The organism is Haloquadratum walsbyi C23 (genome assembly GCF_000237865.1).
In the GTDB taxonomy this organism is placed as follows: domain Archaea; phylum Halobacteriota; class Halobacteria; order Halobacteriales; family Haloferacaceae; genus Haloquadratum; species Haloquadratum walsbyi.
In genome coordinates this window covers 412,515-437,487 of sequence record NC_017459.1, presented here as the reverse complement: position 1 = coordinate 437,487, position 24,973 = coordinate 412,515, and the positions used below count along the sequence as shown (strand labels likewise).

Below are 24,973 nucleotides of genomic sequence, written 5' to 3'. Positions count from 1 at the left end.
ATTCACGTCTGGATCCTAGGACACTCGATCTGTGCTATCTGTTGGCTTATTGATGGGACAGGCGCTAAAACCCCGTGTGCTTTAGCGCTGTCTCTTACCCACAACTCGAGTCAGGATTTTAGTGGAACGGGATCGGCGAGCACGACTGAAATCCTCGGTATCTACAGTTTCAACATCTCTTTGGAATAATTGTAATGGAGTTGATTACCGGCGTTCTGTCACCCCCAAGCCGATATCACTGTCTGAATCGCCTCTCGCCTCGATTTTTTGCGTTCAAAATACCTCTGAGAGTGTCTGAAACGTCCGGTTACGACTCCACAAACTTATGAATAAGAGACAGCCGCTTACGGCGGGGAGGATGTCACAATTATATTCTGTGTCATTGAGATTGATACATTACATTCGCCATATTTACGCTATGCGCATCGCGTCACAGTCCTAATATACGCATAGACTTCGTTCAATACGCTGAGTGTCGTCTCTGCTCAGAGGAATAACTGTCTGCAATATGCTTTGGTCGGATATTTGGTGATTGTATCTGGCTCAAACGGTCCGTAAACGATAACGCTTTTCTCAGACGGATAAAAATCGAATGGTATGTCAGACGAGGTTAAACGTGGGCTGGAAGATGTTCTCGTTGCTGAGTCGGAACTCAGCTGTATTGACGGTGATGCTGGAGAACTCGTCTATCGAGGATATAGCATCGAAGACCTCGCTCAAAAAGCGTCATATGAGGAAGTCGTCTATCTGCTATGGCATGGTCGACTTCCGACTGGTGATGAACTTCAGTCATTTACTGATGCAATGATTGAGGAGCGAACAATCAATACGGGTGTATATGAGCAAATTGAGCGGTTGGCTGCTGCTGATGAATCCCCAATGGCTGCGCTACGAACAATCGTTTCGACACTTTCAGCATATGACCCTGATGCTGATGCTGAAGTGACAGATCACGAGGCAAATGCGCGAAAAGCGCGACGGATTGCCGCTAAACTCCCAACAGCCCTTGCAGCACTTCAGCGGTGTCGAGAGGGTAATGACCCGGTCACACCACGACCTGATTTAGACCATGCCGCAAACTTCTTATACATGCTGAATGGGTCCGAACCTGACCCAGTACTTGCAGAAACGTTCGATATGGCACTTGTTTTACATGCGGACCATGGACTCAATGCCTCCACATTTTCGGCGAAAGTGACAGCCTCGACGTTATCCGATCTGCATTGCGCAATCACTACTGCGGTTGGAACTCTCTCGGGATCATTACACGGTGGTGCAAATGCAAATGTGATGCGGATGCTCAAAGAGGTTCATGCTAGCGATGCTGACGCAGTAACGTGGATTGAAGACGCACTTGAATCTGGAAGACGGGTTCCAGGCTTTGGTCACCGAGTGTATAATGTTAAAGATCCACGTGCGAGAATTCTTGGTGAGCGCTCAAAAGAACTTGCAGAGGCTGCTGGTGAAATGTGTTGGTATAATTATTCAATTACGATTGAGGAATACATTGACGATCATAAAGGACTTGCCCCGAATGTAGACTTTTACTCTGCATCAACATATTATCAAATGGGAATTCCCATCGATATCTATACGCCAATTTTTGCAATGGCACGGACTGCTGGGTGGATTGCACACACGTTCGAACAATATGATGAAAATCGACTGATTCGACCTCGAGCCCGATATGTTGGCAATGAAGATGAAATGTTCAAATCTGTCGAAGAACGTTGATTCATATACACTCGAATAAGGCGGAGTGAAACTATTGTATAAATAATCCTCTGTCTGTTGATTTTTACTTTCACTCCACATGGCGGATATTTATGTATCTGCGGATTATGATTACACTTGCACGTCACATGCGTGCATTCCCCCTTTCCCCCACTTTTGATATATGATATATGTATGAGTGGTAGCATGTCTTCTCAAGATGGATAGATTCCATCATTGCATAGCTATATTATTAATAGCGACAGTATTAGGCAGCGCTGTACCATCGCATATATTTGAATGCTCGAAGTTGCTGATATCGAAGCCGCGCGCGACCGGATCATGTCGGTTGTGAGACGCACTCCAATGCAGCGCTCACCGACATTTAGTTCCATGACAGGTGCTGATATCCATCTAAAGCTTGAGAATACACAGCGAACTGGTGCGTTTAAAATTCGAGGTGCGACAAATCGTATTGCAAAGCTTTCAGCCGATGAACAAGCTGCTGGCGTCGTCACAGCAAGTGCTGGGAATCATGCACAAGGGGTCGCACTGGCAGCATCACGCGCCGGTGTTGATGCAACGATTGTTATGCCTGAGCAAGCACCTGTTTCAAAAATTGAAGCCACAGAGCGGTATGGTGGTGATACTGTACTTCAAGGGACAGATTATGATGAAGCACAGGCGTATGCACATCAACTCGCTGAGGAATCTAGACAGACGTATGTGCATGCATTCGATGATAAAGCTGTTATGGCAGGACAAGGCACAATTGGACTTGAGATCATCGAGGACTGTCCTGATGTTGAGACTGTTGTAGTGCCTATTGGTGGCGGTGGACTGATTGCTGGTATTGCAACAGCTGTGACCGCGCATAATCCAGATATCCGAGTTATTGGTGTGCAAGCGGAGGGCGCTGCATCTGCTCGGAAATCACTCGCGAGCGGCTCAATTCACAAACTTGAGACAGTAAATACAATTGCAGATGGAATCGCAACACGTCGAATTGGTGATCGTCCATTTGCAGTGATTGATGACCGTGTTGATGATGTTGTGACGGTAACTGATGATGAGATTGCTGTCGCGGTAACGTATATTCTTGAGCGTTCAAAAACGCTCGTTGAGGGAGCTGGCGCTGTTGCAATGGCTGCTGTCCTTGCTGATGCATTTGATTATAGCAATAACGAAACAATTGTTCCAGCATTATGTGGTGGCAATATCGATATGAATCGACTAACCACTGTTCTTATCCGTGGTCTTGTTGAGACTGGACGGTATCTGCGTATCAGGACAGTACTTGAAGACTATCCGGGAGCGCTTGAGGAACTCGTTGCAATCCTCGCTGATTACCAAGCGAACATATATGCCATTCAACACGATAGGACATCTCGAACTGTTGAAATGAACGAGGCAGATGTAGAGATAGATCTTGAAACGCGTGGACACGACCATATCGACACGATATTATCTGCGCTTCGGGAGTCCGGATATACGGTTGAGGTACTCGTATAGCACAGTATCAATGTGGTTTCTTTTTGATTCATCATCATCATAGCATGCAACATGTAGCAAACGATATATTAGAGTAGATAGCTTCAGATAATTTTTCTATGTCGTGTTTGGAGACAGATCAATCATATCTAATACTCTTTGCATTATATTCACATGCTGTGAGTAACAGGGTTTGCTGCTGATTCAGTAATGAAACGGATTATATCTGCACTCCTCTGGGGTCTCCTTGGCATTCTGTTATTTGGTGTATTAATCCAAGCGTATTACTTACTTATCGGACCGGTAAATATCGGTCTCTGGATACTTGTAGCCATTGCAGTGATGATTGGTATCATAGTGGCGAGCACTGCATATATATTCGAGGTCCGGCTATTATCGAACAGAAGATTTTAATCAGCATGATATACTATATTTAAATAGAGCCGGAATGGCCGAGTGGTAAGGCGCACGCCTGGAAAGCGTGTTCCCTCTGGGATCCAGGGTTCAAATCCCTGTTCCGGCGTTTTCTTGTTATTGCTTGGCGAATTTTGTGGATTGAGTGCGCCCAGTCTCAACCTCTAATATTATGGCTTGTTGTGGTTATAACGATGAGTATGACACTAGTATATGTACATGATGTAGTAACAACACATTCGAGTATCGAGAGAGTAGAGTACTTTATGTAAGGCGATCAATAAATGTCACTGAAACGACTTATCAGCGCTACTATTGATAGAGATCACATTAAATCGGTGCTTCTGTTAACACTCATCGTTTTATGCTTGACTGTCGGATTCATCGGCTCGACAACAGCTGTGACAGGAATCGAGCTCACACAGGCAAATGTCGAAATTGAGAGAATCAACGAAAATCAGAGTGCACAAACAGTGACAGTTGGATCTGACTTTACTGTTAGTGGAGTGACAAATCGAGATCCAGATAATGCTGTGATTATCGTTGAATTACGTCGTGATGGCGGTGATATTGTCACGGTCGCGAGTGACGAGCAGTGGGGTGAATCCGGTGAATGGCGCGTGACGATTGAGTTGGGTGACATCGAACCCGGCTCGTATACAATTGAAGCATCGACCGGTGATGAAACAGATATCAAAGCAGTAAATATCGTTGCGTCGACGCCTACTCCGACGGCTACGCCAGATATGACACCAACAGCAACACCGACGGCAACATCAACGTCAACATCAACACCAACGCCGACCCCAACACAAACCCCAACAAGATCAACCATCACAGCGGCACCATCACCCACACAGACAACAGAAACACCTGGATTCACTGCTATCACTGCGATTGCAGCGGTGGGAATTATCCTTATTGCCGCCAGCTTTCGATTGCATAGGCGATGACTCAGACAACTGACTGAAAGGAATAGACAACTGTATTATATTCATCCTCGGGATAAAGTATACTGACGTTCTCTGCAGACGCTAAAAGACGGTATAGTATTTTGTATTCGTAGAACATCACAATTTGATATGTCATTTGTTATTGTCGGGTATGGGCGCGTCGGCGCACGGACTGCACAGATTCTTGAGACAGACGGATACAATGTCGTTGTTGTTGACAATGACCCAGATAAAATTACACATGCTGATAACGCCGGGTTTGATGTCATCGAAGGGGACGGAAGTGATGCTTCAGTGTTGAAACAAGCGGGTATCGATGAAGCCGTTGCACTTGGAGGACTCACCGACGACCCAACGGTTAATTTTGCTGCCTGTTTGACCGGAAAGCAGCATGGTTGTCGGGTCGTGATGCGTATTAGCGAGGATATCAATTCAAATGTATATGAACAATATGAATCTGATGTTGATGACGTAATCGACCCAGAGCGGCTAGGAGCTGCGGGCGCTAAAACCGCACTTCTCGGTGGTAACTTCAACGTGCTTGATGAGCTTACTGAGGGGCTGAGTTTAACAAGTCTTTCAGTCCCGGTTGATGCTCCGATCATTGATCAAACGGTGAATGAGATTGAACTGGGCGATCATGGACGTATATACGCACATGGTCGGGCAAACGAGCCGATGACGATTCCATTACCAGCCACAATAATCAAAAGTGGTGATAGACTCGCACTCGTCGTTGAGCAAAATAACCTTATAGAAGTCCGACGGACACTCATGGGTGATAATTGACTGGTTCTACATCTTGATGTCATCCACACACTAAATTCATGCCCGCCGTGACTGTTTTGGGCGAGACAGAGCTGCCGACCCTCACGGACACAGCAAGTATTCGGGTGTGAATTCCAGTCGATCCCTTCAGGGGGAGATCGAGGAGAATTAAATTCGCCTGCGGGTTCGGTGCGGTGCAGTACAGACTCAAAATGGTAAATCCTCGGGAGCTTGTCCCCGAGGTAATTCAGTTTGCAGGTGGTATATGATCATACGGTCAATCGGTTATCAGGTATTTCACACTGATCTGCATCACCGCGCCCCAGTATGGTCGTTATGCTTCTATCCATGTAGGGGTTAGATGGTTGTATGAATACAGACTCGTGGAGCACGCTTCTCAAGCGGGCAGCTGATTTAATGAATGAACACGGTGATATTGGTCGGACACAAATCAAACAACTGCTTGACGACCGGCGAACAGATAGGTTAGAGTCCTCTGAAAACAGCGAGTATCAGACAGACACTGAACGTCAGACGGGAGATAATAAACCGCCAACGCCGCCCGAGTCAGCATCCATATCTGCACAGGAACCGCAGACAGAGTCTGAGCTGAGTATTACTGAACCGGCTACGGATCCAATGCCGACATCTGTTGTGGTTGATGCGGATGTTTTCGTCGCTGATTTTCTCTGTGGGAGCGATACTGATGCTCGACAAGCAATTGAAATTCTCTGGACGCATTCATGGATGACGCTCTTTGCGAGCAACACATTACTCACCGATGCACAAGCGCTCATCGCAACATTAGCCACAGATCAACTCGCTCGTGAATGGCGAGCGCATATGACAGATTGGTGCTCGATTGTAACACATCCACCTGATGATCATCCGGCACTAGCAACAGCATACCGAGGTGGTGCTATGCATATTCTTTCATTCAATGACCAACTGCGGTCAGTCCAAGCGGGTGCATCGCTTCGTGGGCAGTTCCCGGTCAGCGTTCGTGACCCAGCGGCATATACAGCGGTATTTTCACCTGACCGATTGTATAATGCCACCGTCAGTGATACTGATACTGATACTTACCCCGGTCCTGATCGGGGTTCGCGAATGCAATGATTGCATAATCGCGGCTTGGGCATAATAAGGATGATATAAAGTTACGAGATAGTGTTGACGCTCAGAGTGGTAGGAGATGTCAACGCGCTTGGAACCATTCAGCAAATGCTGTCAACGCGCGACCACGATGTGAAATTTCGTTTTTCTCAGCAGCATCACGCTCAGCAAGTGTCATGCCATCATATTCGAAAATCGGGTCATATCCAAAACCACCGTTACCCCGGGGGGGAACAATACGACCGCTTACTTCTCCAGTGAATAGTTTCACTGGAGGTGTCTCTGTATCTGTATTTGTGTTTAGGTACTCATCATCTGATGGCTCAATTGCCTCTCCATCACAGTATGCAAGGACACATCGAAAAGTAGCATCTCTTGATATCTCAGATTCACTTTCAACGACGCGCTGTACAGTCTTTACACCAAGTGTATTCTCGACAAAGGCAGAGTATGGACCGGGAAACCCATCAAAATCATCGATAAACAACCCAGCATCATCAACGAGCACTGGCGAATCGGTATAATGATATGCTTCATGAGCTCCGGTTGCTGCAATTGGACGGAGGGATGTCGCCTGAATCTCGGTATAATCATAGGACAACGATTTAATTGCGTCTGGGTCAAGATATTGTCGAGCTTCGCGGACTTTCCCACTATTTGTCGTAACGTATCGGAGTATGTCAGCACTCACGAATAGTGCCACCGTGTGTTGATTCGTAACTGCTGTGATTTCACTCGGTATACTGTTGGCATGAACTTCCATATTGACTGTATCAATAAGCGTCGGAATACGCGCGGATCAGTCAACAATAACCTCAACAGGGCTATCATCTTCAGATTCACTGTTACCTCGTTCTTCTTGAAAGAGCAGTAGCCCAACAACAAGAAGTGCAACCCATGACCGCCAGTTTGCAAGGTTGAGTGTATACCCGATTCCAAACGGTTTTTTGACGATCATCCCCGAATCGGGTTGCCAGCGAGCGGCTATTAGTCGCCCGAGCGATGGTCGTTCGAAATTATACGGGACGCCGAATATATCTCCCTGTTTCGTTTCTTCGTCCATATGTATAGCTACGCTAGTCGGTCATAAATTGTTTTTCTATCAGCTAGCGAAACTGCAATCCAATCTATAATCATCATTATGATTCTCTTCGCCCTCATTTGCAGCATGAGCGTGTATTATACCATCGATACTGTCGGTATTAATGGATGAATTATATGCTGAGCAGGCGCAATACCACGGCCTTTAGTACTCCATGAAACATTTTGAACCATCGGTCCGACGCAACAGTATCAGCAGCTACTCTATGACAAGATTTTGAATTGAATTCCTCAATAAGTTTTCAGGAGCACCACAGGCCGTGGATACGCGCCGTCACGCCCCACAAAATCCTACTGTTGTCGCTCGATTCAAATTTCAAAATACATACATTTAAATGACAGGTGATCACACAATAAAAGAGGAATCGGTTGGAAACAGAGCGATTCCCGCCAGTCCTACGATGGCGGCCTGTCCGCCCCAAGCAATCAGGCAATCATCGGAATCAGTCTGGTGAACGGTCGGTTCCGATAATGAACCGATGCAGATGCAGATGCTGTGCCCGACTGCTTGGAAGCAACATTGAAAGTAACTCCGAGTTTGCTAACGCCTGCCGGCGTCCCTGCGGCAAAAACAACGCTTGCGCTTGGACGCCGTACATGGTCGAGAATAGGAGTAGGAGTACCGGCGGCTTGGCACCGCCAGCAGTCCCACCCGCCCCCGCCCCCGCCCCCGCCTCAGACCGCGAACAACCCTTCAGATTCGCACTGGCTGGTTGTTCGGTGGGGGTGGGAGTGTGAAACCTGAAACTCCCACCGCTCGGGATTCCTCCGCGTGAACCCGGAGGAGGATGTCAATGATAGCGTCCACGTGACTCGATATCACGAAGTCGTGATTGAACAGTCGATATTCCTGTTTCAGCGTATCCGGATTCAAATGCAGTGATAAGCGGGGCAGGATCTGATGCAGTTCCAGTTACGCTCTGTATGAAGACGTGAAGATCCATTGCATGGTCCTCAACATGATCAGTGTGATATCCTAACCCAAAATCAATAAGATAATTTTGTGCTGAGTCAACACGAACATTCCGTGTTGTTGGATCACCATGGACGAAACCCGCATTATGTATCCGCCCGAGATGTTGCCCTACCGCATGGCACCGACTCACAGTGAGGTCTGCTGCGAGATCAGTCTCACCGACATATTCAAACACTAACGTTCCTGTCTCGGGGTCAGCATCGAATATAAGAGGCGTTGGAACGCCAAGACGCCGTGCAGCACTTGTCAGTCGTGCTTCCGCCCGTGTCCGTTCAGCACGCAGTCGTGTGTCAAGTTTAGGATGCCGATATGACTTTTCAACACGGCGTTTTACGACGTGATCATTGATACGTCTCACTATCGCCTCTGCCCCTCGTACTGGCGTTTTATCGAGTGTTGCCGGGGTACGGGTCACTGATGTTTCATCATCACGCCACATAACAGTAACCGCATCCGGGCGGAAGGTCGGATCAACAGCAGAATCGTTGACTGAAATTGTCTGTCCAGCCTCATACATCGCTGCACCCAATACAGCAATCATGCCTGCGTTATCCCGAAGAAATCGTGATTCAGGCGCATAAAATGAGGCACCACGAGCAGTACACATTGTTGAGAGCATCTCGCGAAGACGATCGTTCTGTCCGACTCCCCCACCAAGTACAAGTTCATTACTCCCAGTTAAGGAGAGTGCCCGTTCGGCAACTTCAGTTAACATCGCAAAGATTGTTTCTTGCAGTCCTGTACAAACATCAACAACAGGGACCTCATTATCAACGGCATCTTTGGCAGCTGACATGATCCCTGAAAATGAAAAATCCATCCCTTTGACAACATATGGAAGGTCATGATAACTCCCATCAGTCGCTGCCGCTTCGACTTTCGGTCCACCAGGGTGATTCCATCCAAGATGACGGGTGAATTTATCAATTGCATTCCCAACACCAGTATCCATCGTCTCACCGAGCACCTGATACTGACGACGATGATACCCAAGGAGATGTGCGTTGGCTCCTGAGGCATTGAGACAGACTGGTGTTGTAAATCCAGACTGATGACGTCCAATCTCAAGATGTGCAATCATATGGTTTACCCCAATAAGTGGGACAGATAGCGCCTGTGTAAGCGTTCGAGCGGCGGTTCCAACAACTCGAAGACATGGACCAAGTCCAGGACCACGTGAAAATGCAATGGCGTCAATTCCAATTGCATCTGTGTTCCCAGAACTTACCGCGCGCTCAAGAATAGTTGAGATAACCTCCGGGAGTGCTGTACTCATATGTTCAGCCGCTTCCCGTGGATGCAGACCACCGCTGTCAGGCTGATATGGGTCAGACTCAATTACTATTGTTTCATCATGCGTATTGTATAATGCCGCACTTGCTGCCCATGCTGTTCCTTCAATTCCAAGAATTCGCATAATAAATATGATATCTTACTATGATGGATGACTCACACAGTGGGTCCTGAGAATACAGTTATTCATTACCACAATTAATCACTCGTTTGGAGTCACCGGGGTAATACACACACGTCATATGATATCTGACATCTGATATCCGGTATCTACTATCTAGTGATACTATAATAATCAGCCAAGAGTCATCACTGTTATTCGCGAGTGTCCCTGTTATGCTCCTTCTGCTGCACTGTCTTCATCTTCCGATTCGATCTCAATTTTATTTCGCTTAAGCATGTAATCCTGTTCGACTTGACGAGCGGACTGTGGTGAGTCATATACCTTTGCGTATCCAATCGTCTTTCGCATCCCAAATTTGGTATCAAGTTTATGTACAACAACCTCGTCAGAGTCCTTATTTATTTTCGCTGCAAGGCTGTCACGAACAGACAATCGAGATGGGGTTGCATCCTCGTGTGCAATCTCAAATTGAATGTCGGTGCGGTGCAACATCGAATTTTCATCTTCAGAGAGAATATCGACTTCCATTGGTTAGTTAATGCATATTCATTTTGAAACGACTAAAAGGATTTCGAAGCAATGAATTGCCATCACTTCGCGTTCGTTGCCTCTCGCGTTTCGAGTATATAAATGGTGGTGTCGCGAAGAATCTCTTCAGCCGGATGAGACAATAATATTACGTTGCAGCAACTGCAACTGTTTTTGAAGAGGTCTAACCGATGTCAAACACGGAATTTGGAGTGTCCATTTCGGATGAACTCGTTGAGGAACTGGACGATCTGACCGAGCAGTGCGTCGATCTCCAAGCAAGCCGTTCAGAGGTTGTTGAGGCGATTCTGACCGCGTACTTCCAGAGTGACATTGACCACGAAGCACGCGTTCGTGAGTTGATCATTCGTCGTCGAAAGGGGACGCTCTGACTCACTTTCTTCCTGTTGCAGTCACTGCAACCGATTTTGAATCTGTCTCTTAACGATACCTGATGGAACTCACCGCCGGGTTTTAAATACTCGAAACGGAACAGTTCGTTGCTCACAGTGTATGTTGCGGTGTGATATCCTCCCAATCGTAAACGATAGGACCCGATATAACAGATACGTGCTGAATTGAGAGATTGACAGGATATTATTTTGAGGGAATAGCAATACCATACGACTGTACATTGCCTGATGGAGAGAGTGCCTTCCGCAAAAAAGAGGAATCCCCGATGCTGCCTCAGTGAGATACGGCAGAGAGACCGATTCGATTGGTATTCAGTGCATCATAGAATTTCTAAAAACTATATGCAAGCACTGTACTCCGATGCTAAAACGCGAAGTGAGCACCCTATCCTGCCACACTGACGTAACAAACAGATTAATTCAATTATCGATACGATCAAGTCATTTTTTATTGCCACTGCGATCCACTCCAAGCCGGTCAAATGCTGCAGCAGCATCTCCATCCATGCGTTTAAGTAATCTCGACATTGTGGTCTTTGTCTCAGGAGTCACAGCAATACGTACCATCCCTTGGTTGGGTTGTCCATACACGACGGTCCCCCCAGGTCGTGCTACAAGAACCGCCGGGAGTGTTGCAAGGTCTTCTTCGCCGTCGACAACGATCATAACAGATTCAGGTGTTTCGACTGCGGTCTGCAGCGCCTCTAATAGCGCGATAGATATTGTCCCCGGTTGGTTTTCAACATCTATCCGTTTGTTATGCTTCGAGAGCGCTGGTTTGACTGTTTCATCGACGCTTTCACGTTTTGTCTGTCCGTCGATGACAGCCACTGCCGGAGTGTAATCGACTGTCTGGAGGTGATATGTGACGATATCACCAACAGCAATAATCGGTCGACCGGCATCGGCGAGGAATTGGGTGACGTCAGTGTAGACTGGACCAAATGGTGATTTAAATTCCTGCCGGAGTGATGATGGAAGTTCGAGTGGCAGCCTAGCCATTGCTGCTGCGTTAGCGCACCTTTAGCGCGTATCCACCGGGTTCTTTGACATTCATCTCCTCAGCAATTGCTGAATCATCTGGGTGCGTAACAACAACATATCCCGCCCAATCCTCAGTCAGACTACTTGACCCACAGTTCTCACAGGTTTGTGAATCGGCGTGATTGATATAATGACACTCGCGACATGAAAGGCGGGTTTGTACCATCTACTTACCCTCCGCGCCGGCCTCCGTCGTAGCAGCGTTGGCCTGTCGGTCCGCTTGCAACCAGCCATGCTTACCAAGACCAGGTTGTTTCGCGGTAAGACCTATTTTTGAATCACGGGGATTTCGCTCATCAATACTTTTTGTCACAACGCGAACACGCACAGAGTCACCAACACCAAGCGTCCGATTTGACTCTGTGGACGCAAGTTGCTGATTTTCACCGTCGTATGCAAGGTATTCATCGGAAATTTGTGAGACGTGCAACAACCCATCAACCGGACCAATTCCGACAAATGCCCCAAATTCAACAACTTCAACGACTTCACCATCAACGACCTCCTGCATTGCTGGGTCGAATGTAATTGCATCGAATTTAGCTTCGTAGTATACACCAGCACGCCCTGGAAGGACTGCGCCTTCACCAATATCAAGAACGCTGATGACGCTAACAACGCTTCCAATATCTTCATCCATCCGTCCCTCTAATTTGTCTTGTAGAAGTCGCTTAACACGCTGTGGTGTGACATCTGCAAGGTGCCGCGGAGGCACTTCAACTGTATCTGTAAGTTGTACCCGTTTATACATACGTTATGGTTCTGTTATCTCCAATGTGTTTCGCCCCCTTATACCGATTACGCGAACATCATGTTCGTATAATCGATTACGGAGCGGTCTATCTTCTGTGACGACATATTGTTTTATCGTCAAATATTCGTCTTCAGCTATCTCTGTCGTCGCCTCCGCCGTTGACTCCCGGTCGGAAATCTCAATCAGGTCTGCATTTCGGTCGTCACTGTGAGCGTCGGCTTCCACATTAATTTGTCTGCCTGCATGTATATTATTATGGACATTCGTATGTGTACCGATATCTTTCTCATCGGACTGACGATTATGAGTGCTGTCAACTGTAGTAGTGTCAGCACAGATCTCAGTTTGACCCAATACAGTCTCAGTGGTCGCCAACTCGACAATAGCGTCATCAGCGAAATCAGCTTCAGTATCAATGATAGAACAGCGATCAAGTAGGTCGCTACCAACATTTGCTGCTGTCGCTTCAACTCCAGCACCGTCACTGAGATGATGCAGTTCAGCAACAACCGGACGCGGAACAAGTGATATATATGACTCTGTGAGGATCCGATCAAGCTCCTCGAACAGACGAACATCTCGTTCAACAGGCAACATCAATGCGTTTGTATCGAGGATTACGGCGATCATGATGTCAAATACTGAATATTTTATATTTATTCATTACAATGAGATCGTGTTATACCCATGTCATGTTCAGTCCCGCCTGTCATATGCCGCTCTGTTTTGTATCGTGCGTGATATCCGCAGATTGGGTTTGATACCAATGTCAGAGGCGATCGTGTTAATGAATTGTAATTATCACTCACTCAAGCGTCCCAATCCCAATGAGCCGCCATCGGGCGCCAACGCGGCGATTGATTGCAATCTTTGACCCTTCTTCAGCGCAGACTGGTCGTTTAAGTGAGACTTCGGCTTCACCGCTGCGCGCACTTGTGACCGCCCCAACGGTTGTTGCTGTACCAACTGTCAACATCAATGGTTCTCCTGTTGAAATCGTCTCGACATCACCCGCTTCATCACCAACAACTCGGTCAAGCAACTCGACAGTCATAGTAAATGATTCACGCGTCGGTGGTAATGTCCCTGGCTCACCAACAATCTGTCCGGCGAGCGAGTCTCCTTTCGTTAAACTTGGATCGAGACCAGTGCCAACCCCGCATAATCCGCCAGGAGTTACTTCAGGGACGCTTTCACCACCCGCTTGTAATGAGCGAACATCTGTGATGATCGGTTGCCACTCAACCTGCCCGCCTTGGTCAACTTCACGTCCTGGGCGCAATTCAATCTCTGCTCCGGTTTCAAGTCGTCCGCGGGAAACAGAGCCACCGATAACACCACCAGAAAGGTTCTTCCAAGTCGTTCCTGGACGATTAATATCAAATGATCGAGCAGCATAAAGCCGAGGTGACGTATCTGCATCGCGCTCAGGCGTTGGGATTTCACGCTCAATTGCATCAATAAGAAGGTCAATATTGACCGCCTGCTGAGCGCTGACAGGAACGATTGGAGCATCCTCAGCGACTGTCCCCTCAACGAATGACTGGATCTGATTATGTGATTCGATTGCACGCTCACGGTCCACAAGATCAATTTTATTTTGTGCAATAACGACGTTTTCAATTCCAATGATATCGAGTGCCATCAGATGCTCTTCAGTTTGTGCCTGTGGCACATCCTCTGTTGCTGAGACAACAAGAACAGCACCATCCATAATTGCTGCTCCAGAAAGCATTGTCGCCATCAGTGTCTCATGTCCTGGTGCGTCAACAAATGAAACCGTTCGAAGCGTCTCAGTTGGTTCGCCGTCAGGACCTGTTTCGTCAACGGTATATCCCTCTGGTGGATTAACATTAGAAATCATACGGAATGTTGCGTCGGCATATCCAAGTCGAATTGAAATACCTCGCTTCATTTCCTCTGAGTGCTGATCTGTCCATGAACCGGACAACGCTTGAACGAGCGTTGTTTTCCCATGATCGACATGACCGACGAGTCCGATATTCACCTCCGGTTGTTGTGTTTGTTGTGTCACTATTGACCTCCTGAAAGTAATCTTGGAATCAATTCACCCTGAGCGACAGATAAAGTTGCTGTTCTCACCTCGAAGTGGAGTAACACTGTCTTATGGATGGAGTGTTTCTCAGTTGCTGATTTCCGCTAGGTAAAACGATCGATGTAACCAAATCCGTATTTGATCATCGAGTTGTGATCTACGTGGGGCGATGATGACTGATTCCAGAAGCAAACCGTGACGTGTGTTCGTGTGAGTCCCAGAGTTGCTCCGTTACAAGATAAGGACAATTGAGAGAGATAACATTCATATCCAACTTTAGTTTTATCCGTGCGTACATCTGTCTACTCACCATATATTACAGGATAAAATTCCCACGCTGGATTGCCATGAGAATATCAATATATTGAGATGAGAGTGTCATGGAACTCTTATTATCGTTAACTAGCCAGTACGAAATGCACCGAATCAGTTTATTTTTGGAATAAATGTAATGATTGAGCGCGCTAATATAACATGACTTAAGCCAGATCACGGGAGAGTGACCGTCTATGACATCTAGTATACGAATTATTCTCCGGAAGATAATATCAATTTTTTAACCTCGTTACGTAGTGTGGACACGTCAATATCGTAATCAGGTTTACATCGGATAACAAGACGTGGATCACCTCTATTGTTAGTTGACTGTTCAACTTCACTCTCTGGAACTCCAATTTCGTTTGCTATCCTGTTCCGACCTTTGGGATCACAAGTTAATCCCATCCATATTTGTAGCTGTGTTACCTGAGTCCTGATTATTAAACGATACTGTAGAGTTTGATGATCAAGCGCAACATATGGTTTCTGATTCCAAGATGGATCTTGTAGGGAGTCAATAGTAGATAGTTGGCTTACGATCTCTTCTATAAGTTCACCTGTCTCGGGATTCGGTTTCTCTTCTATGTGCCACTTTCGCCCATACACTCGAGAGTGGGAGTCTCTATCTCCTGCTGTGGAGGGTTCTTGTGCTAGAGGCCGTCGGATAGCATCTGTGGCCAGCAACTCAATATCTGAATCGTCGTCGCGGTAGGTACTATGCTCTACAGCGATGACATCAACATCGTGGTTTCGGAGGAAGTCTACTATATTTAATAGCTTATCTTCATCAAATTTGCTGGCGACCAGAATCAACCGCTGTTCAGTATTGAACTCACGGGGTGAGAGTGGCTCATCAAGATCGAAATATTCTGCATGGGCTTCTAGGAGTGAAGGAGGTTCGTCACCATACCCCTGCTCTTCTCTTAGAAAAGAACTGTATCGACTATTTAGATAGTCGTACTCAGCGTCTTGAATCTCACTTGCGTATTCAAGAGCCTGAGCAATCACGCTGCGTGGCGCTTCATTTCGTTTTAATTCCACAACCACTGTATTACCCAGTTCATCAATAGCAAGAATATCAAATATACCACCAGTCTCGATAGTTCCTTGCCGACCAATGTAAAGAAGTTCGACATCGCCGATTTGTGCTGCCTCTGTGCGCACTAATCTATTTTCTAGCTGTTCCTCTTCGTCCAGATTTCGTTCGCTAATACGCGTCATATTGTCTGGTTCAATCCGATATAATTCCATAATTGCAGGAGAATATAGATTTGGACAAAAAGTTAAGTGTTAATTGGGATATGAGATCAGCATGAAAGTCAAACAGCCTTTTTAGCTCACGACACCAAATACATAAACCAAAGAGAGGACCCACTGAATGACAGATCCACTTGAGAACGCGTATCCAAAAGTTGGGTATCAAATTGTTGAATGGGATATGCTAAAACCGCCAGACGAACGGGTAATGCCGCTCACTCATACAAATCGGTTGAAATTATTCGAGATGTCAGTACGGACAGACCGGAATTTGACTGAGTACAGTCTCGTCGATAGCCTCGGAAACACGTACACTGAGGGCGACCTGAACGAAGCCTCCGACACGGTAGACCCTACGAGCGTAAATGAAGTCGTTTCAGATATCGCGTCTTCAGATGGGAAATCACAGCGCGTAGCTCTGGCTCACCTCGCCAAGATGGCAGCAACATCACCTGATGAGTGTATCCCTGCTGTTGATTTGGTGATAGAGCTGCTAAGTGATAGCCACCCTGCAGTACAAGGTGAGGCTCTCGGAATACTCACACGTGTCGTTGAGTCGGACCCAGAACGCACGCGAGCGGGTGTCAAACCGGCAATCCATCTCGTGGATGAGTCTACTCACTCTTTACTCCGGAACGAAGCTATACAGTTTCTTGCTGAATTCGCTGATCATGATCCCACTGTAGTAACTGATGCCATACCGCAACTTGCGAGGTTGCTTCGAGATGAGTCGACAGATACGGACTCAACAGCCCGAATCTTGGCTTCAGTCGGATCCTCACAACCAGACGCATTAGTTGATGTTGTTACGAAGCTAGAGTTGTTCTTAGAGACTGAGCCGGAGCGTGCTCACGTCTGGGTGCTCCGGGCAATCGGCCACCTCAGTAAAGAACATGCGAACGTCACGGTCGACGTTGCCCCGACCGCTGGCGAGTTGTTATCAACAGATCAGTACACGATCCGGTCTAATGCTGCTGGTGTACTCGCAGATATCGCCGACGAGTATCCAACCGAGGTGAAACCTTGGATTCCAGATGTAATAGAGTTGGTGCAAGACCCAGACGAGCTGGTGAGATACAACGCAACATCCATTCTTGCTCGTGTTGCGAAAGAATATCCCGATACAGTGAGTCCGGCCACAGAAGAGTTGCTTGCGGTGCTCAATGACGAATCCGCTGATACGCGGTTCAATGCTTGCTGGGCTCTAAAACGACTAAAAGCGACAAGTGCATTAGAGACGTTGACCGAACTTGCTGCGACTGACCCTGATGAGGATGTTCGGTCAGTCGCACAGATGGCCATCGACAGTATTGAAGAATGATATCCTCGTTGCTTTGATCATTATCGAATCCCCAAATTAGAGAAGAATCAGGGTGTCATAGAACGATTCACACACCTCAGTAGCTTTCAGAAAACCGGCGTCTGAGAGAGAAAATGTTGCCGCTATTCAAAAGCAGCAATAGTCCTCTCAACCGGTGTCAGAAAACCATGTTAACTGTTTTATGACACCCTCTAAAATTTATATATTGTGTTGAGTCGATACATATTAATAAAAAAGTATCTCAGGGTTCGAATTAAATATTAATCCGATACATAATAAAAATCTTGTCAGTGTTCAGATCTCTTATTCAATGGTAATTATGAATATCGCATTTGTCGTTTCTGTTGGTGAAATGACTTGAACTTCGACAGCTATAGCGACAATAGTTGCTTCCTCAGCACGTGATTGTATGATTATTCCATTTACTGGTTGGCACTGACCGAACATACGGTTAGGACCACCCGGGCATTGCATGTGCGCCCATTCGTGAGCATGAGATGCAGCAAAATTGAGTGTGAGTGACCGTCCCTCTTGTATATGATATAATTCAATTTGATGGAAGTCTTCAGTAATATCTGTTCGGACGCGCTCAATTACACGCTGACGTTCATTCCAATTATGCTTTTTACGATCATCAAATACTGCTGCCTGGACAGATGCTGTAAGTTGATTGTGAACTGTATCGAGTGCAATCACAGGTGAGCCTGGATTCACGATTGCCCCTCCAGTATCGATGCGTGACGAGGCTTCATCTGCGGTGTCAAAGCTAATAGAGCCAAGTTGCGTATACGCAAATACCATTGTGAGAAGCGCAATGGCGACGACTGTTGCTGCGACGAGAACGACCTGACCTCGGGTATCACCTGAGGATCGGATCATATTCATACATACCATATCTCAATAGCAACAGTACAGTGATTCCCAACAGATACTGCTCGCCCAGTATACCCGCCCACTGGTGCGGCTGGTCCGATAGTTCCATGTGGCGTTTTTATTTCTGCGAAAACAGTGGGTGGTAAGATTGTTTCTATTCGGTCACGAAGGAGCGTCTGCTCACTCATTGACATTGACGATGAATGACACATAGCTGCGAGGCGTGTTTGACCCGAATTGGAGGAAGTCTCTTCGTCAAGAATATAAAGTGTGTCTGCTGCAAGTTGGTCAAGTTCAGGTGTTGAGTTAGCTGTATCAATTGGAGCCCAAAGAAATCCAGACACGACAGCGAGAATTACCAATGCCCCAACGCCTGACTCAATAAGTGATGTTGCTAGCTGTGCGCGACTATCTACTCGTCTTTGATCTGTCAAGGTTGCCGCTTGATTGTCGCACTGGGAACACTCATCGATATTATCGACTGGCGCACGATTGCTATTTTGTATGTCAAATAATAACCAGCAGACGTTACTCACCGACACGCACCTCCACCCACGCGAGCGTTGTATCTGCTGTCTGCCACGCAATCAGTAGTTTTCCTGAGGTATTACCGGTTGAGACAATCGAGATATTAAGTGGATGTCTCGATGAAGAAATATGATGCTTTTGTACACTGAGTCCCGTTGGATTATGCCTAACTACCCGACCATCTGCCCGGATAGTTTGGACTGTCCGATTCGTAGTTGGTAAGATGGATACAGTCACGTCTCCAACATGTTCTGGAATAGAGATGTTGGACGATTCGCTCCCAGATACGTTGGCGAGTACAATATCCTGAGAACGTGTTGTGTATGACTCAATGAGGACGCGTCGGCGAATTAGTGACTTTGTCGGCGTGCCACGGTCAATAATTGGTGTATCATGAATGCTAACTCGGGCGGATCGACCAGCTAATGATGGGACTGCTGTTGTAAGGTTCGTGATAGTGAGTGATTTAATAGCCTCAACGATGAACCTGCGATAAATCTCGGTGAGGACGTCGAGGTCACGACAGAGACGTCGCACGAGGTCGTAGAGGTCGAGATACTGAATCATGAACGAGGCGGAGTCGTCGGGACGATAGATACGGACAGGAACCTCGACACGGAGAGCGAGACGCTCAGAAACGTCTCGCAGGAGTATCTCGAGGAGGGTATCCCCGTGCTCGTCCCCACGACCTACGAGAACGAGGATGGTGAGACGGCTCACGCCGATGCAGAGGTAATATGATCAAACCAGGAACCACGGGATTCGTGCGAGCGTTCGTTGACGAACTCCCGAGTCCGTTCGACTGTGACCCAGATGTGCTGATCGACCTGCCAACTCACAACTTAGAGCAGGATTGATGACGCGTCAAACGTCTTACCCCGCTATTCCGGGATTTTGGATTAGAGCATTCCGGAGTTTCGCGTTTACAGAGCGAAACCGGTTCTCTGACTAGGTCATCTTCTGGTCAAGAGATGCGAGGCTCTGCGAGTTGAGATGGAATCCGGTGTATCCCTCAGCCCCTCGCCACAAAACCGCGTCTCCTCGGAGTCTCTCGGTCTGTGCCTTAGTCGATGGCAAGGAGGTCTGTCACTTCTTCTTGTAACGCGGCGAACGTCTCCTCTGCTGTATCGAGGTCAGGGCTGCCCGTAATCACGACACGGCCAGAGGCGAAGAGGAGAACGACACTATCGGTACCGGTTGGTCGATAAGTCAACCCAGGGAACTGCTCAGGCTCGTATTCAGTCATTTCGAGACCAAGACCGATTGCGAGTGCATTGAGATTCAACGACTCCCCCAGTTCTGCCGTACAGACGAGGTTCTGAATTCGAAACCACTCGTCATCCTGCTCTGCAATCATCCCCTGCTCTGCAAGCAGACCGAGGAAGCGGTCGCGTATCGAATACGCCTCTTCCTTTGAATCTGCTCCGGTTACGATGTACTTCCCAGTTCTATAGAGAGTAACCAAAGGAGCGTCTTCTTTGAATCTGAAATACACTGCTGGATATTTGTTGGGATCGTACTCACCAATTGCTCCAACATCGCGATATACATTCTCTAGATCTAGTTCAGTGCCGAGAGACCCAGACGTTACGATATTAACGACTTTAACCATTGGAGATTTTACTGAATCAGCGTCTCACAGTGTTCAAGCTTGATCGTTTCTAATTACCGACTCGACAAAACATCTTCTATGGATGGCTCACAGCACTCTTGAGAAATACTCAACTTATGGGGATACAATCCCCGTGATATGGATCATTGGAGTAAACAAGCACTGAGTGAGCTTTCTCTATCATTAACCGAAGAAGGGGTAGAAATTATAAACGAACCACCTGGAAGACCGAAACGCTTTGAGTCAATCACCATAGCAAAATTAATTCAATTTTGCCTAAAAAATGACTTTGTTCCGGTTGACGAACAGCTAGATCTTTCGCACACGAATCATATACCATACCGTCGTGTAACCCAAGGCTCGGGAATAAACCAGCAAGCGGATATCTCGGATCTCCTATCTTGGGTTTCGCCAATTTTTGAAGTCAAGCGAGATCAACAGTCACTGTCTTTTTTTAGAGAAGGAAGTCCGTTCTTACGATCGCGAGACCGGCCAGATTTACTTGTCTATTCGGGGACTTTCGAGATTGAGCAACATTCGGATCCATTCGTAGGAGAGCATGTAATCGTATCTTGGAGTGGAAGCAGTTCAGGTGAGAGGCGGTATAAGACCGAAACCAACTCTAATGGTCCGATCGCCGCAGAAGACCAGGGGGAACCGATTTTCCCAACCCTCGGTATGGAAGTGTCATTAAACAAATCATGTGAGCGTCTAAGAGAACAGGTAGATCTTCTGAGTGAACTAAGAAGCAATAATACTGCCGCCATACTTGAACATTCTAACCCTTGCGCTAGTGGAGAGCTACCAACAGGAACAACAGTTTTGAAGGCCGAAAATAAATATGAATTTCGTAACAATATGGACCGAATAGGAAACCATCTACTTAGAGACGAAACACATGAGTGATAGCGTCATAAGTGGTAGCGGCTTCCATGGCGCCCGTGGAGACTCTGTCCATGCTGGCGATCTTTTTGAAGCTCTAACGAAGGCTTGTGCAGAGCTGACCTTTCCAAAGTCTGAAGATTGGAGGATCGTTCACCAGTACACACCGCAATATTCCGACGCTGATGTTCCCGATGTTTTCGACCTCGGAATATTCAAAGTCGCTGACGGATCACAGACCGCCGACCGCGCGTTAGTCTTAGAAGTTACCCACTGGAAAGACGAGAAGAACGTGTCTGAGGAACCGAATAAGTCGTACAAAGCAATCGAAACACTGGAAGAATTCTCGTTCCTCGGTTCACGAACAAGAGCCCCTGATTCGACCGTTGAAGGACTTCCACAGGATACAGCGTTCGGTGACGTAATATTCGGTAATCGACGATACGTCAGGAAATGGATTCCAACGCAATACGAGCTTTTTCTAGACTTCGTCTCGTACCCCTCGTACGAATACTTAGATTCTGAACCGACTGATCCCGACACTGGAATCAAACAGGCACTTCTTGAAGCGTACGCACCCTTTGACGACCCTGTTGAGTTCGTAACTTGGCTTAAAGACCGTCTCGAAAACAAATCGGACAATGAAATCATAGACCTCGTCGGAGGACGATTACTCGACCGATTCGAACAGTTCAAACAGAATGGCTTCCCTTTGTCTCCATTAGGTCTAACAGAACACCGTGCTCGACATGATTACCGAGGTACCGATGAGCACAAATTGAATATGGCCTTTCTGGATGATCAGATTACCTCGGGAGGGACCCCTGCGGATAGATTTGGACTGAAAGCGGCCTGGAAGAAAATCGGGGATGGAGACGCAGAACTTGATCAGTTCGCCGAAGAGGGTCAGCCCCTTCTCCGTGCCGTTCTCGACAAGGCTGCAGAGGAGATACCCGAAGTCGAAGCGGGACGCGACATTGTGGATAACGCCGAATCGATATTGCCACAGATACGCGACCTTTGTGAGTCCGGTGATATCGATGGCTTGGCGGAGTACTGGAACCACCCGGATGAGACCCAACGTATCGCCTACCGAAACGCACTACGTTCGCTGTATCAACGTCCAGTCGACGATTTCTATGAAGAGACGAGTGTTACTGAACAGAACTTCTCTCGTGAACGATTTGACGACCCTGTCACTCGACGTATCCTCGAGCAGATTGTCGATCAAATCACATCGAACGCTAGCGGGAAATCAAGTTCCGAGTGGGTGAGAACGGGTCGACAACTGATCGGGAGTTCCGTTAATTATCAAGCATATAATGGGACAAATAGCACACCAACTAATTGGGCACTGAGTCATCTGATCGAAGAATCGTCGCTCCAGTTCGGCGATCGGATAGGCACAGGCGGCCGATGGTACTCCTTTATCAAAGACGTACCATATGATGAGTTCGTCGACCGCCTCATTACGTTCCGTGAGGCTGAGGATATGTGGCGCCCGACGTTTGCACGGGCGGAGTTCAGCTTCGAGGATGACGACAGTTCGGTGTACATCAAGTCGAAACCGACGAAGAATGAAGAAGGTCGACGAGCCAGAGAAGAAGGAGGGAAGGGCTGGTTCGGTAAACTCAACCTCCCCGTCCAAAACGGTCAGATTGAGCCAGAATATTCCGACGACGAATGGTGGATGTGGGTGGACGGTGATTGGAGTCACCGTGACAACCTAGAACGACTTGTAGAGTGCGGATGGAGGGTCTATCTCGATCCGTTCACTTTGGTCGAGGATCTGGAGTCGAGATAATTCAGGACTGAAGCCGAGCTCGCTCAAACCACTTCCACACCGTCTCCTCCTCGTCGTCACTTAATCCGTACAACTCCGCGCTTTCCTTCGATAGCTTCCGATACATGTCGACTGGAACTCGTCCCTCTCCTTTTCGGACCTTCGTGATTTGGCGACCTGTGTTAACTAGCACATCAGTATCCATCTGCTTGAACTCCGGGAGCGGAACGTCTTCGAAGTCCTGGTTTTTGAAATGAACAGTTGGATTGATACAGTGCTTGATCAAATACATGCACGGTGGACTGTTGAGCAGGGACAGGAGATCCCACTGCTCACGACCCTCGACTGGGACGAACGGGAAGTCGGCGTCGTAGACTAGTCCGGTTGAGAGCCGAAACACTGGGCAGTTTCGGCCACTCGATGAGAAGTGAATCCCGTCAGTGAAATACGTCTCTTCATTTCTGAGACCGCCTTTCGAGCGGTAGTATGTAACTGCCTCAGCGTCCCATCGAAGGTAGTGTCGAGTGGGAGTCCAGAATGCCGTCCAATCTTTATCTCTGGTTCGCCCGCCTTTATCATATGGTATAAGAACAGGACAATCAGACTCAACGCCATTTTGCTTTTCGCTGTCGTCAAGCGACATCCGAATCTCGATATCATCATTATTTTTATTTTCCATGGCGCTCACGGCGTCGTAGACATACGTCTTGTTCGCATATGTTTTAACACCGCTATACGGCTGATACCCGAGTCCGGGTGGGGTAGTGACTATGTTCGACAGTTCAGACCCATTAATGAATCTATGAAAAGATGCTGGGGCGATCGGGAACTTCTGTGCGGGATAGTCGTGGAAGCGGTCTAACGGCAACTGATAGAGTTGGTTACTGTTTATCGGGATGCTTGTCGCGTCATAGATTGATAGCTGTGGATCCTGTTCGCCCGCTTTCGACCCCACGATCAAGACAACCGGTTCAACTGTAAAAGTTGCATCAGGGAACCAGTCCGGACTGATTTGATATATCTCAATAGACCGATTCAGGCCAAGGAGAAAATCGCGGAATTCTGTATCTGAGCGTGAGAATACCCATGTTCCCGGAAGGAGGAGGCTTAGACATCCGTTATCGCCCAGCAGTTGGAGACTATGATGGACGAAATCCAGGGACAACTCCCGGTAAATCGGTGACCCGTTCGCCTCGGAACTTGTCAGTCCCCACGGTGGGTTCCCGACGATGAGGTCGAAATCAGCGTCCATCGCCGACCAACGCCAGCGGAAGAAGTCGTCATGAGCTAGGTTGACCGTCATCGTCGACTGGTCGTATGCTGCTAGAACATCTTCGGTGGCAGCAAGCGCACGCTCTTCGATATCAACACCGACCAGCTCAAGAGAGATTTCTGGTTCATTTTGAAACCGCTGGGCAATACTGTCTAAGAACACCCCACCACCGACAGAAGGATCAAGAGCAGAGAGCCGCTCAGACGTGTTTCGAAGGCTCAGTCCCCGGTCAACGACGAAGTTTGCCAGTTCTGGAGGCGTGTAGAACGCGCCCGTCGCCTTGCGTTTTGAAACGTCTTCTTGGCGCGAAACAGTCGAATTAGTCCCCGCTCGTTCCACAGATAGCTCATCCTCAAGTGTAGGCGATTCTTTCTCACACATG

The 24,973-nt window shown here is 47.5% G+C and carries 25 protein-coding genes and 1 tRNA gene; 11 read left to right on the top strand and 15 right to left on the bottom strand.

Translation table 11 applies throughout. The annotated features are described in order from the left end of the window. Nucleotides 1-597: 597 nt before the first annotated feature. The 7 genes from citZ to HQRW_RS16875 all read left to right on the top strand — a co-directional run bounded on the left by citZ (nucleotide 598) and on the right by HQRW_RS16875 (nucleotide 6,458). Nucleotides 598-1,734, top strand: a complete 1,137-nt coding sequence (gene citZ, locus HQRW_RS01920; RefSeq protein ID WP_014555241.1) for a citrate synthase — start codon at nucleotides 598-600, stop codon at nucleotides 1,732-1,734. Nucleotides 1,735-2,013: 279 nt separating this feature from the next. Next, nucleotides 2,014-3,225: a threonine ammonia-lyase gene (gene ilvA / locus HQRW_RS01915; protein ID WP_014555240.1), complete on the top strand. Its 1,212-nt coding sequence runs from the start codon at nucleotides 2,014-2,016 to the stop codon at nucleotides 3,223-3,225. A 189-nt stretch (nucleotides 3,226-3,414) separates the two neighbouring features. Further along, a complete protein-coding gene (locus HQRW_RS01910) occupies nucleotides 3,415-3,618 on the top strand; it encodes a hypothetical protein (protein WP_014555239.1) in 204 nt (67 codons plus the stop codon). Between the two features lie 28 nt (nucleotides 3,619-3,646). Next, nucleotides 3,647-3,727, top strand: a tRNA-Ser gene (locus HQRW_RS01905). 175 nt (nucleotides 3,728-3,902) lie between these two features. Then, a complete protein-coding gene (locus HQRW_RS01900) occupies nucleotides 3,903-4,571 on the top strand; it encodes a Gmad2 immunoglobulin-like domain-containing protein (RefSeq protein WP_014555238.1) in 669 nt (222 codons plus the stop codon). Between the two features lie 129 nt (nucleotides 4,572-4,700). Then, nucleotides 4,701-5,360: a potassium channel family protein gene (locus tag HQRW_RS01895; protein ID WP_014555237.1), complete on the top strand. Its 660-nt coding sequence runs from the start codon at nucleotides 4,701-4,703 to the stop codon at nucleotides 5,358-5,360. A 618-nt stretch (nucleotides 5,361-5,978) separates the two neighbouring features. Next, on the top strand, nucleotides 5,979-6,458 hold the full coding sequence (locus HQRW_RS16875) for a PIN domain-containing protein (protein WP_049892212.1): 480 nt from the start codon (nucleotides 5,979-5,981) through the stop codon (nucleotides 6,456-6,458). A 79-nt stretch (nucleotides 6,459-6,537) separates the two neighbouring features. Here the strand turns inward: HQRW_RS16875 and HQRW_RS01885 are convergent, their stop codons facing one another. The 4 genes from HQRW_RS01885 to HQRW_RS01870 all read right to left on the bottom strand — a co-directional run bounded on the left by HQRW_RS01885 (nucleotide 6,538) and on the right by HQRW_RS01870 (nucleotide 10,477). After that, nucleotides 6,538-7,134, bottom strand: coding sequence for a non-canonical purine NTP pyrophosphatase (locus tag HQRW_RS01885; protein WP_048066926.1), 597 nt, complete (start codon nucleotides 7,132-7,134; stop codon nucleotides 6,538-6,540). A 120-nt stretch (nucleotides 7,135-7,254) separates the two neighbouring features. Beyond that, nucleotides 7,255-7,518, bottom strand: a complete 264-nt coding sequence (locus tag HQRW_RS01880; RefSeq protein WP_014555235.1) for a DUF5808 domain-containing protein — start codon at nucleotides 7,516-7,518, stop codon at nucleotides 7,255-7,257. A gap of 829 nt (nucleotides 7,519-8,347) precedes the next feature. Then, nucleotides 8,348-9,949, bottom strand: a complete 1,602-nt coding sequence (locus HQRW_RS01875; RefSeq protein WP_014555234.1) for a bifunctional N(6)-L-threonylcarbamoyladenine synthase/serine/threonine protein kinase — start codon at nucleotides 9,947-9,949, stop codon at nucleotides 8,348-8,350. A 210-nt stretch (nucleotides 9,950-10,159) separates the two neighbouring features. Next, nucleotides 10,160-10,477 (bottom strand): 30S ribosomal protein S24e, encoded by a 318-nt coding sequence (locus HQRW_RS01870; RefSeq protein ID WP_011570625.1) that lies wholly within the window; start codon nucleotides 10,475-10,477, stop codon nucleotides 10,160-10,162. A 191-nt stretch (nucleotides 10,478-10,668) separates the two neighbouring features. On the opposite strand from HQRW_RS01870, the gene HQRW_RS01865 reads away from it, so the two are divergent. Next, nucleotides 10,669-10,869: a hypothetical protein gene (locus HQRW_RS01865; protein ID WP_014555233.1), complete on the top strand. Its 201-nt coding sequence runs from the start codon at nucleotides 10,669-10,671 to the stop codon at nucleotides 10,867-10,869. Nucleotides 10,870-11,331: 462 nt separating this feature from the next. Here the strand turns inward: HQRW_RS01865 and HQRW_RS01860 are convergent, their stop codons facing one another. From HQRW_RS01860 to HQRW_RS01835, 6 genes are all read right to left on the bottom strand, one after another. After that, a complete protein-coding gene (locus HQRW_RS01860; RefSeq protein WP_014555232.1) occupies nucleotides 11,332-11,892 on the bottom strand; it encodes a GTP-dependent dephospho-CoA kinase family protein in 561 nt (186 codons plus the stop codon). A gap of 10 nt (nucleotides 11,893-11,902) precedes the next feature. After that, the gene (gene spt4 / locus HQRW_RS01855) at nucleotides 11,903-12,100 is read right to left on the bottom strand and encodes a transcription elongation factor subunit Spt4 (protein ID WP_011570623.1); all 198 of its coding nucleotides are present in this window, start codon (nucleotides 12,098-12,100) and stop codon (nucleotides 11,903-11,905) included. Further along, the gene (locus tag HQRW_RS01850) at nucleotides 12,101-12,685 is read right to left on the bottom strand and encodes a DNA-directed RNA polymerase (RefSeq protein ID WP_011570622.1); all 585 of its coding nucleotides are present in this window, start codon (nucleotides 12,683-12,685) and stop codon (nucleotides 12,101-12,103) included. 3 nt (nucleotides 12,686-12,688) lie between these two features. After that, nucleotides 12,689-13,318: a hypothetical protein gene (locus HQRW_RS01845; protein ID WP_014555231.1), complete on the bottom strand. Its 630-nt coding sequence runs from the start codon at nucleotides 13,316-13,318 to the stop codon at nucleotides 12,689-12,691. A 175-nt stretch (nucleotides 13,319-13,493) separates the two neighbouring features. Beyond that, on the bottom strand, nucleotides 13,494-14,723 hold the full coding sequence (locus tag HQRW_RS01840; RefSeq protein ID WP_014555230.1) for a translation initiation factor IF-2 subunit gamma: 1,230 nt from the start codon (nucleotides 14,721-14,723) through the stop codon (nucleotides 13,494-13,496). Nucleotides 14,724-15,272: 549 nt separating this feature from the next. Continuing rightward, nucleotides 15,273-16,313 carry a PDDEXK family nuclease gene (locus HQRW_RS01835; protein ID WP_014555229.1) on the bottom strand — a complete coding sequence of 347 codons (1,041 nt, stop codon included), beginning with the start codon at nucleotides 16,311-16,313 and terminating at the stop codon, nucleotides 15,273-15,275. Nucleotides 16,314-16,440: 127 nt separating this feature from the next. On the opposite strand from HQRW_RS01835, the gene HQRW_RS01830 reads away from it, so the two are divergent. Further along, entirely contained in the window at nucleotides 16,441-17,640 is a 1,200-nt protein-coding gene (locus HQRW_RS01830; protein ID WP_014555228.1) for a HEAT repeat domain-containing protein, read from the top strand. A 303-nt stretch (nucleotides 17,641-17,943) separates the two neighbouring features. On the opposite strand, the gene HQRW_RS01825 is transcribed toward HQRW_RS01830, so the two are convergent. From HQRW_RS01825 to HQRW_RS01805, 4 genes are all read right to left on the bottom strand, one after another. Then, complete coding sequence (locus HQRW_RS01825) at nucleotides 17,944-18,519, bottom strand: DUF7261 family protein (RefSeq protein WP_014555227.1); 576 nt, start codon at nucleotides 18,517-18,519, stop codon at nucleotides 17,944-17,946. A 2-nt stretch (nucleotides 18,520-18,521) separates the two neighbouring features. Continuing rightward, on the bottom strand, nucleotides 18,522-19,049 hold the full coding sequence (locus tag HQRW_RS01820; protein WP_014555226.1) for a DUF7262 family protein: 528 nt from the start codon (nucleotides 19,047-19,049) through the stop codon (nucleotides 18,522-18,524). Further along, nucleotides 19,042-19,761: a DUF7263 family protein gene (locus HQRW_RS15770; protein WP_158307729.1), complete on the bottom strand. Its 720-nt coding sequence runs from the start codon at nucleotides 19,759-19,761 to the stop codon at nucleotides 19,042-19,044. The genes HQRW_RS01820 and HQRW_RS15770 overlap by 8 nt, the downstream gene beginning before the upstream one ends. Nucleotides 19,762-20,104: 343 nt before the next feature. Beyond that, nucleotides 20,105-20,653 (bottom strand): TATA-box-binding protein, encoded by a 549-nt coding sequence (locus HQRW_RS01805; RefSeq protein ID WP_014555225.1) that lies wholly within the window; start codon nucleotides 20,651-20,653, stop codon nucleotides 20,105-20,107. A gap of 138 nt (nucleotides 20,654-20,791) precedes the next feature. Here HQRW_RS01805 and HQRW_RS01800 point away from each other — a divergent pair, with 138 nt between their 5' ends. Together HQRW_RS01800 and HQRW_RS01795 are read left to right on the top strand one after the other, a co-directional pair. After that, entirely contained in the window at nucleotides 20,792-21,559 is a 768-nt protein-coding gene (locus tag HQRW_RS01800) for a hypothetical protein (RefSeq protein ID WP_014555224.1), read from the top strand. Further along, nucleotides 21,552-23,339, top strand: a complete 1,788-nt coding sequence (locus HQRW_RS01795) for a hypothetical protein (protein WP_014555223.1) — start codon at nucleotides 21,552-21,554, stop codon at nucleotides 23,337-23,339. Before HQRW_RS01800 ends, HQRW_RS01795 begins: the two co-directional genes overlap by 8 nt. A gap of 1 nt (nucleotide 23,340) precedes the next feature. Here the strand turns inward: HQRW_RS01795 and HQRW_RS01790 are convergent, their stop codons facing one another. Beyond that, complete coding sequence (locus HQRW_RS01790; protein ID WP_014555222.1) at nucleotides 23,341-24,972, bottom strand: N-6 DNA methylase; 1,632 nt, start codon at nucleotides 24,970-24,972, stop codon at nucleotides 23,341-23,343. Nucleotide 24,973: the final 1 nt, after the last annotated feature.

Excerpts from the sequence above, each read along its gene's own strand:
- citZ (WP_014555241.1), top strand. The coding sequence starts at position 598 with ATGTCAGACGAGGTTAAACGTGGGCTGGAAGATGTTCTCGTTGCTGAG.
- ilvA (WP_014555240.1), top strand. The coding sequence starts at position 2,014 with ATGCTCGAAGTTGCTGATATCGAAGCCGCGCGCGACCGGATCATGTCG.
- HQRW_RS01910 (WP_014555239.1), top strand. The coding sequence starts at position 3,415 with ATGAAACGGATTATATCTGCACTCCTCTGGGGTCTCCTTGGCATTCTG.
- HQRW_RS01900 (WP_014555238.1), top strand. The coding sequence starts at position 3,903 with ATGTCACTGAAACGACTTATCAGCGCTACTATTGATAGAGATCACATT.
- HQRW_RS01895 (WP_014555237.1), top strand. The coding sequence starts at position 4,701 with ATGTCATTTGTTATTGTCGGGTATGGGCGCGTCGGCGCACGGACTGCA.
- HQRW_RS16875 (WP_049892212.1), top strand. The coding sequence starts at position 5,979 with ATGCCGACATCTGTTGTGGTTGATGCGGATGTTTTCGTCGCTGATTTT.
- HQRW_RS01880 (WP_014555235.1), bottom strand. The coding sequence starts at position 7,518 with ATGGACGAAGAAACGAAACAGGGAGATATATTCGGCGTCCCGTATAAT.
- HQRW_RS01875 (WP_014555234.1), bottom strand. The coding sequence starts at position 9,949 with ATGCGAATTCTTGGAATTGAAGGAACAGCATGGGCAGCAAGTGCGGCA.
- HQRW_RS01870 (WP_011570625.1), bottom strand. The coding sequence starts at position 10,477 with ATGGAAGTCGATATTCTCTCTGAAGATGAAAATTCGATGTTGCACCGC.
- HQRW_RS01865 (WP_014555233.1), top strand. The coding sequence starts at position 10,669 with ATGTCAAACACGGAATTTGGAGTGTCCATTTCGGATGAACTCGTTGAG.
- HQRW_RS01860 (WP_014555232.1), bottom strand. The coding sequence starts at position 11,892 with ATGGCTAGGCTGCCACTCGAACTTCCATCATCACTCCGGCAGGAATTT.
- spt4 (WP_011570623.1), bottom strand. The coding sequence starts at position 12,100 with ATGGTACAAACCCGCCTTTCATGTCGCGAGTGTCATTATATCAATCAC.
- HQRW_RS01850 (WP_011570622.1), bottom strand. The coding sequence starts at position 12,685 with ATGTATAAACGGGTACAACTTACAGATACAGTTGAAGTGCCTCCGCGG.
- HQRW_RS01845 (WP_014555231.1), bottom strand. The coding sequence starts at position 13,318 with ATGATCGCCGTAATCCTCGATACAAACGCATTGATGTTGCCTGTTGAA.
- HQRW_RS01835 (WP_014555229.1), bottom strand. The coding sequence starts at position 16,313 with ATGGAATTATATCGGATTGAACCAGACAATATGACGCGTATTAGCGAA.
- HQRW_RS01830 (WP_014555228.1), top strand. The coding sequence starts at position 16,441 with ATGACAGATCCACTTGAGAACGCGTATCCAAAAGTTGGGTATCAAATT.
- HQRW_RS01825 (WP_014555227.1), bottom strand. The coding sequence starts at position 18,519 with ATGATCCGATCCTCAGGTGATACCCGAGGTCAGGTCGTTCTCGTCGCA.
- HQRW_RS01805 (WP_014555225.1), bottom strand. The coding sequence starts at position 20,653 with ATGGTTAAAGTCGTTAATATCGTAACGTCTGGGTCTCTCGGCACTGAA.
- HQRW_RS01800 (WP_014555224.1), top strand. The coding sequence starts at position 20,792 with ATGGATCATTGGAGTAAACAAGCACTGAGTGAGCTTTCTCTATCATTA.
- HQRW_RS01795 (WP_014555223.1), top strand. The coding sequence starts at position 21,552 with ATGAGTGATAGCGTCATAAGTGGTAGCGGCTTCCATGGCGCCCGTGGA.
- HQRW_RS01790 (WP_014555222.1), bottom strand. The coding sequence starts at position 24,972 with ATGTGTGAGAAAGAATCGCCTACACTTGAGGATGAGCTATCTGTGGAA.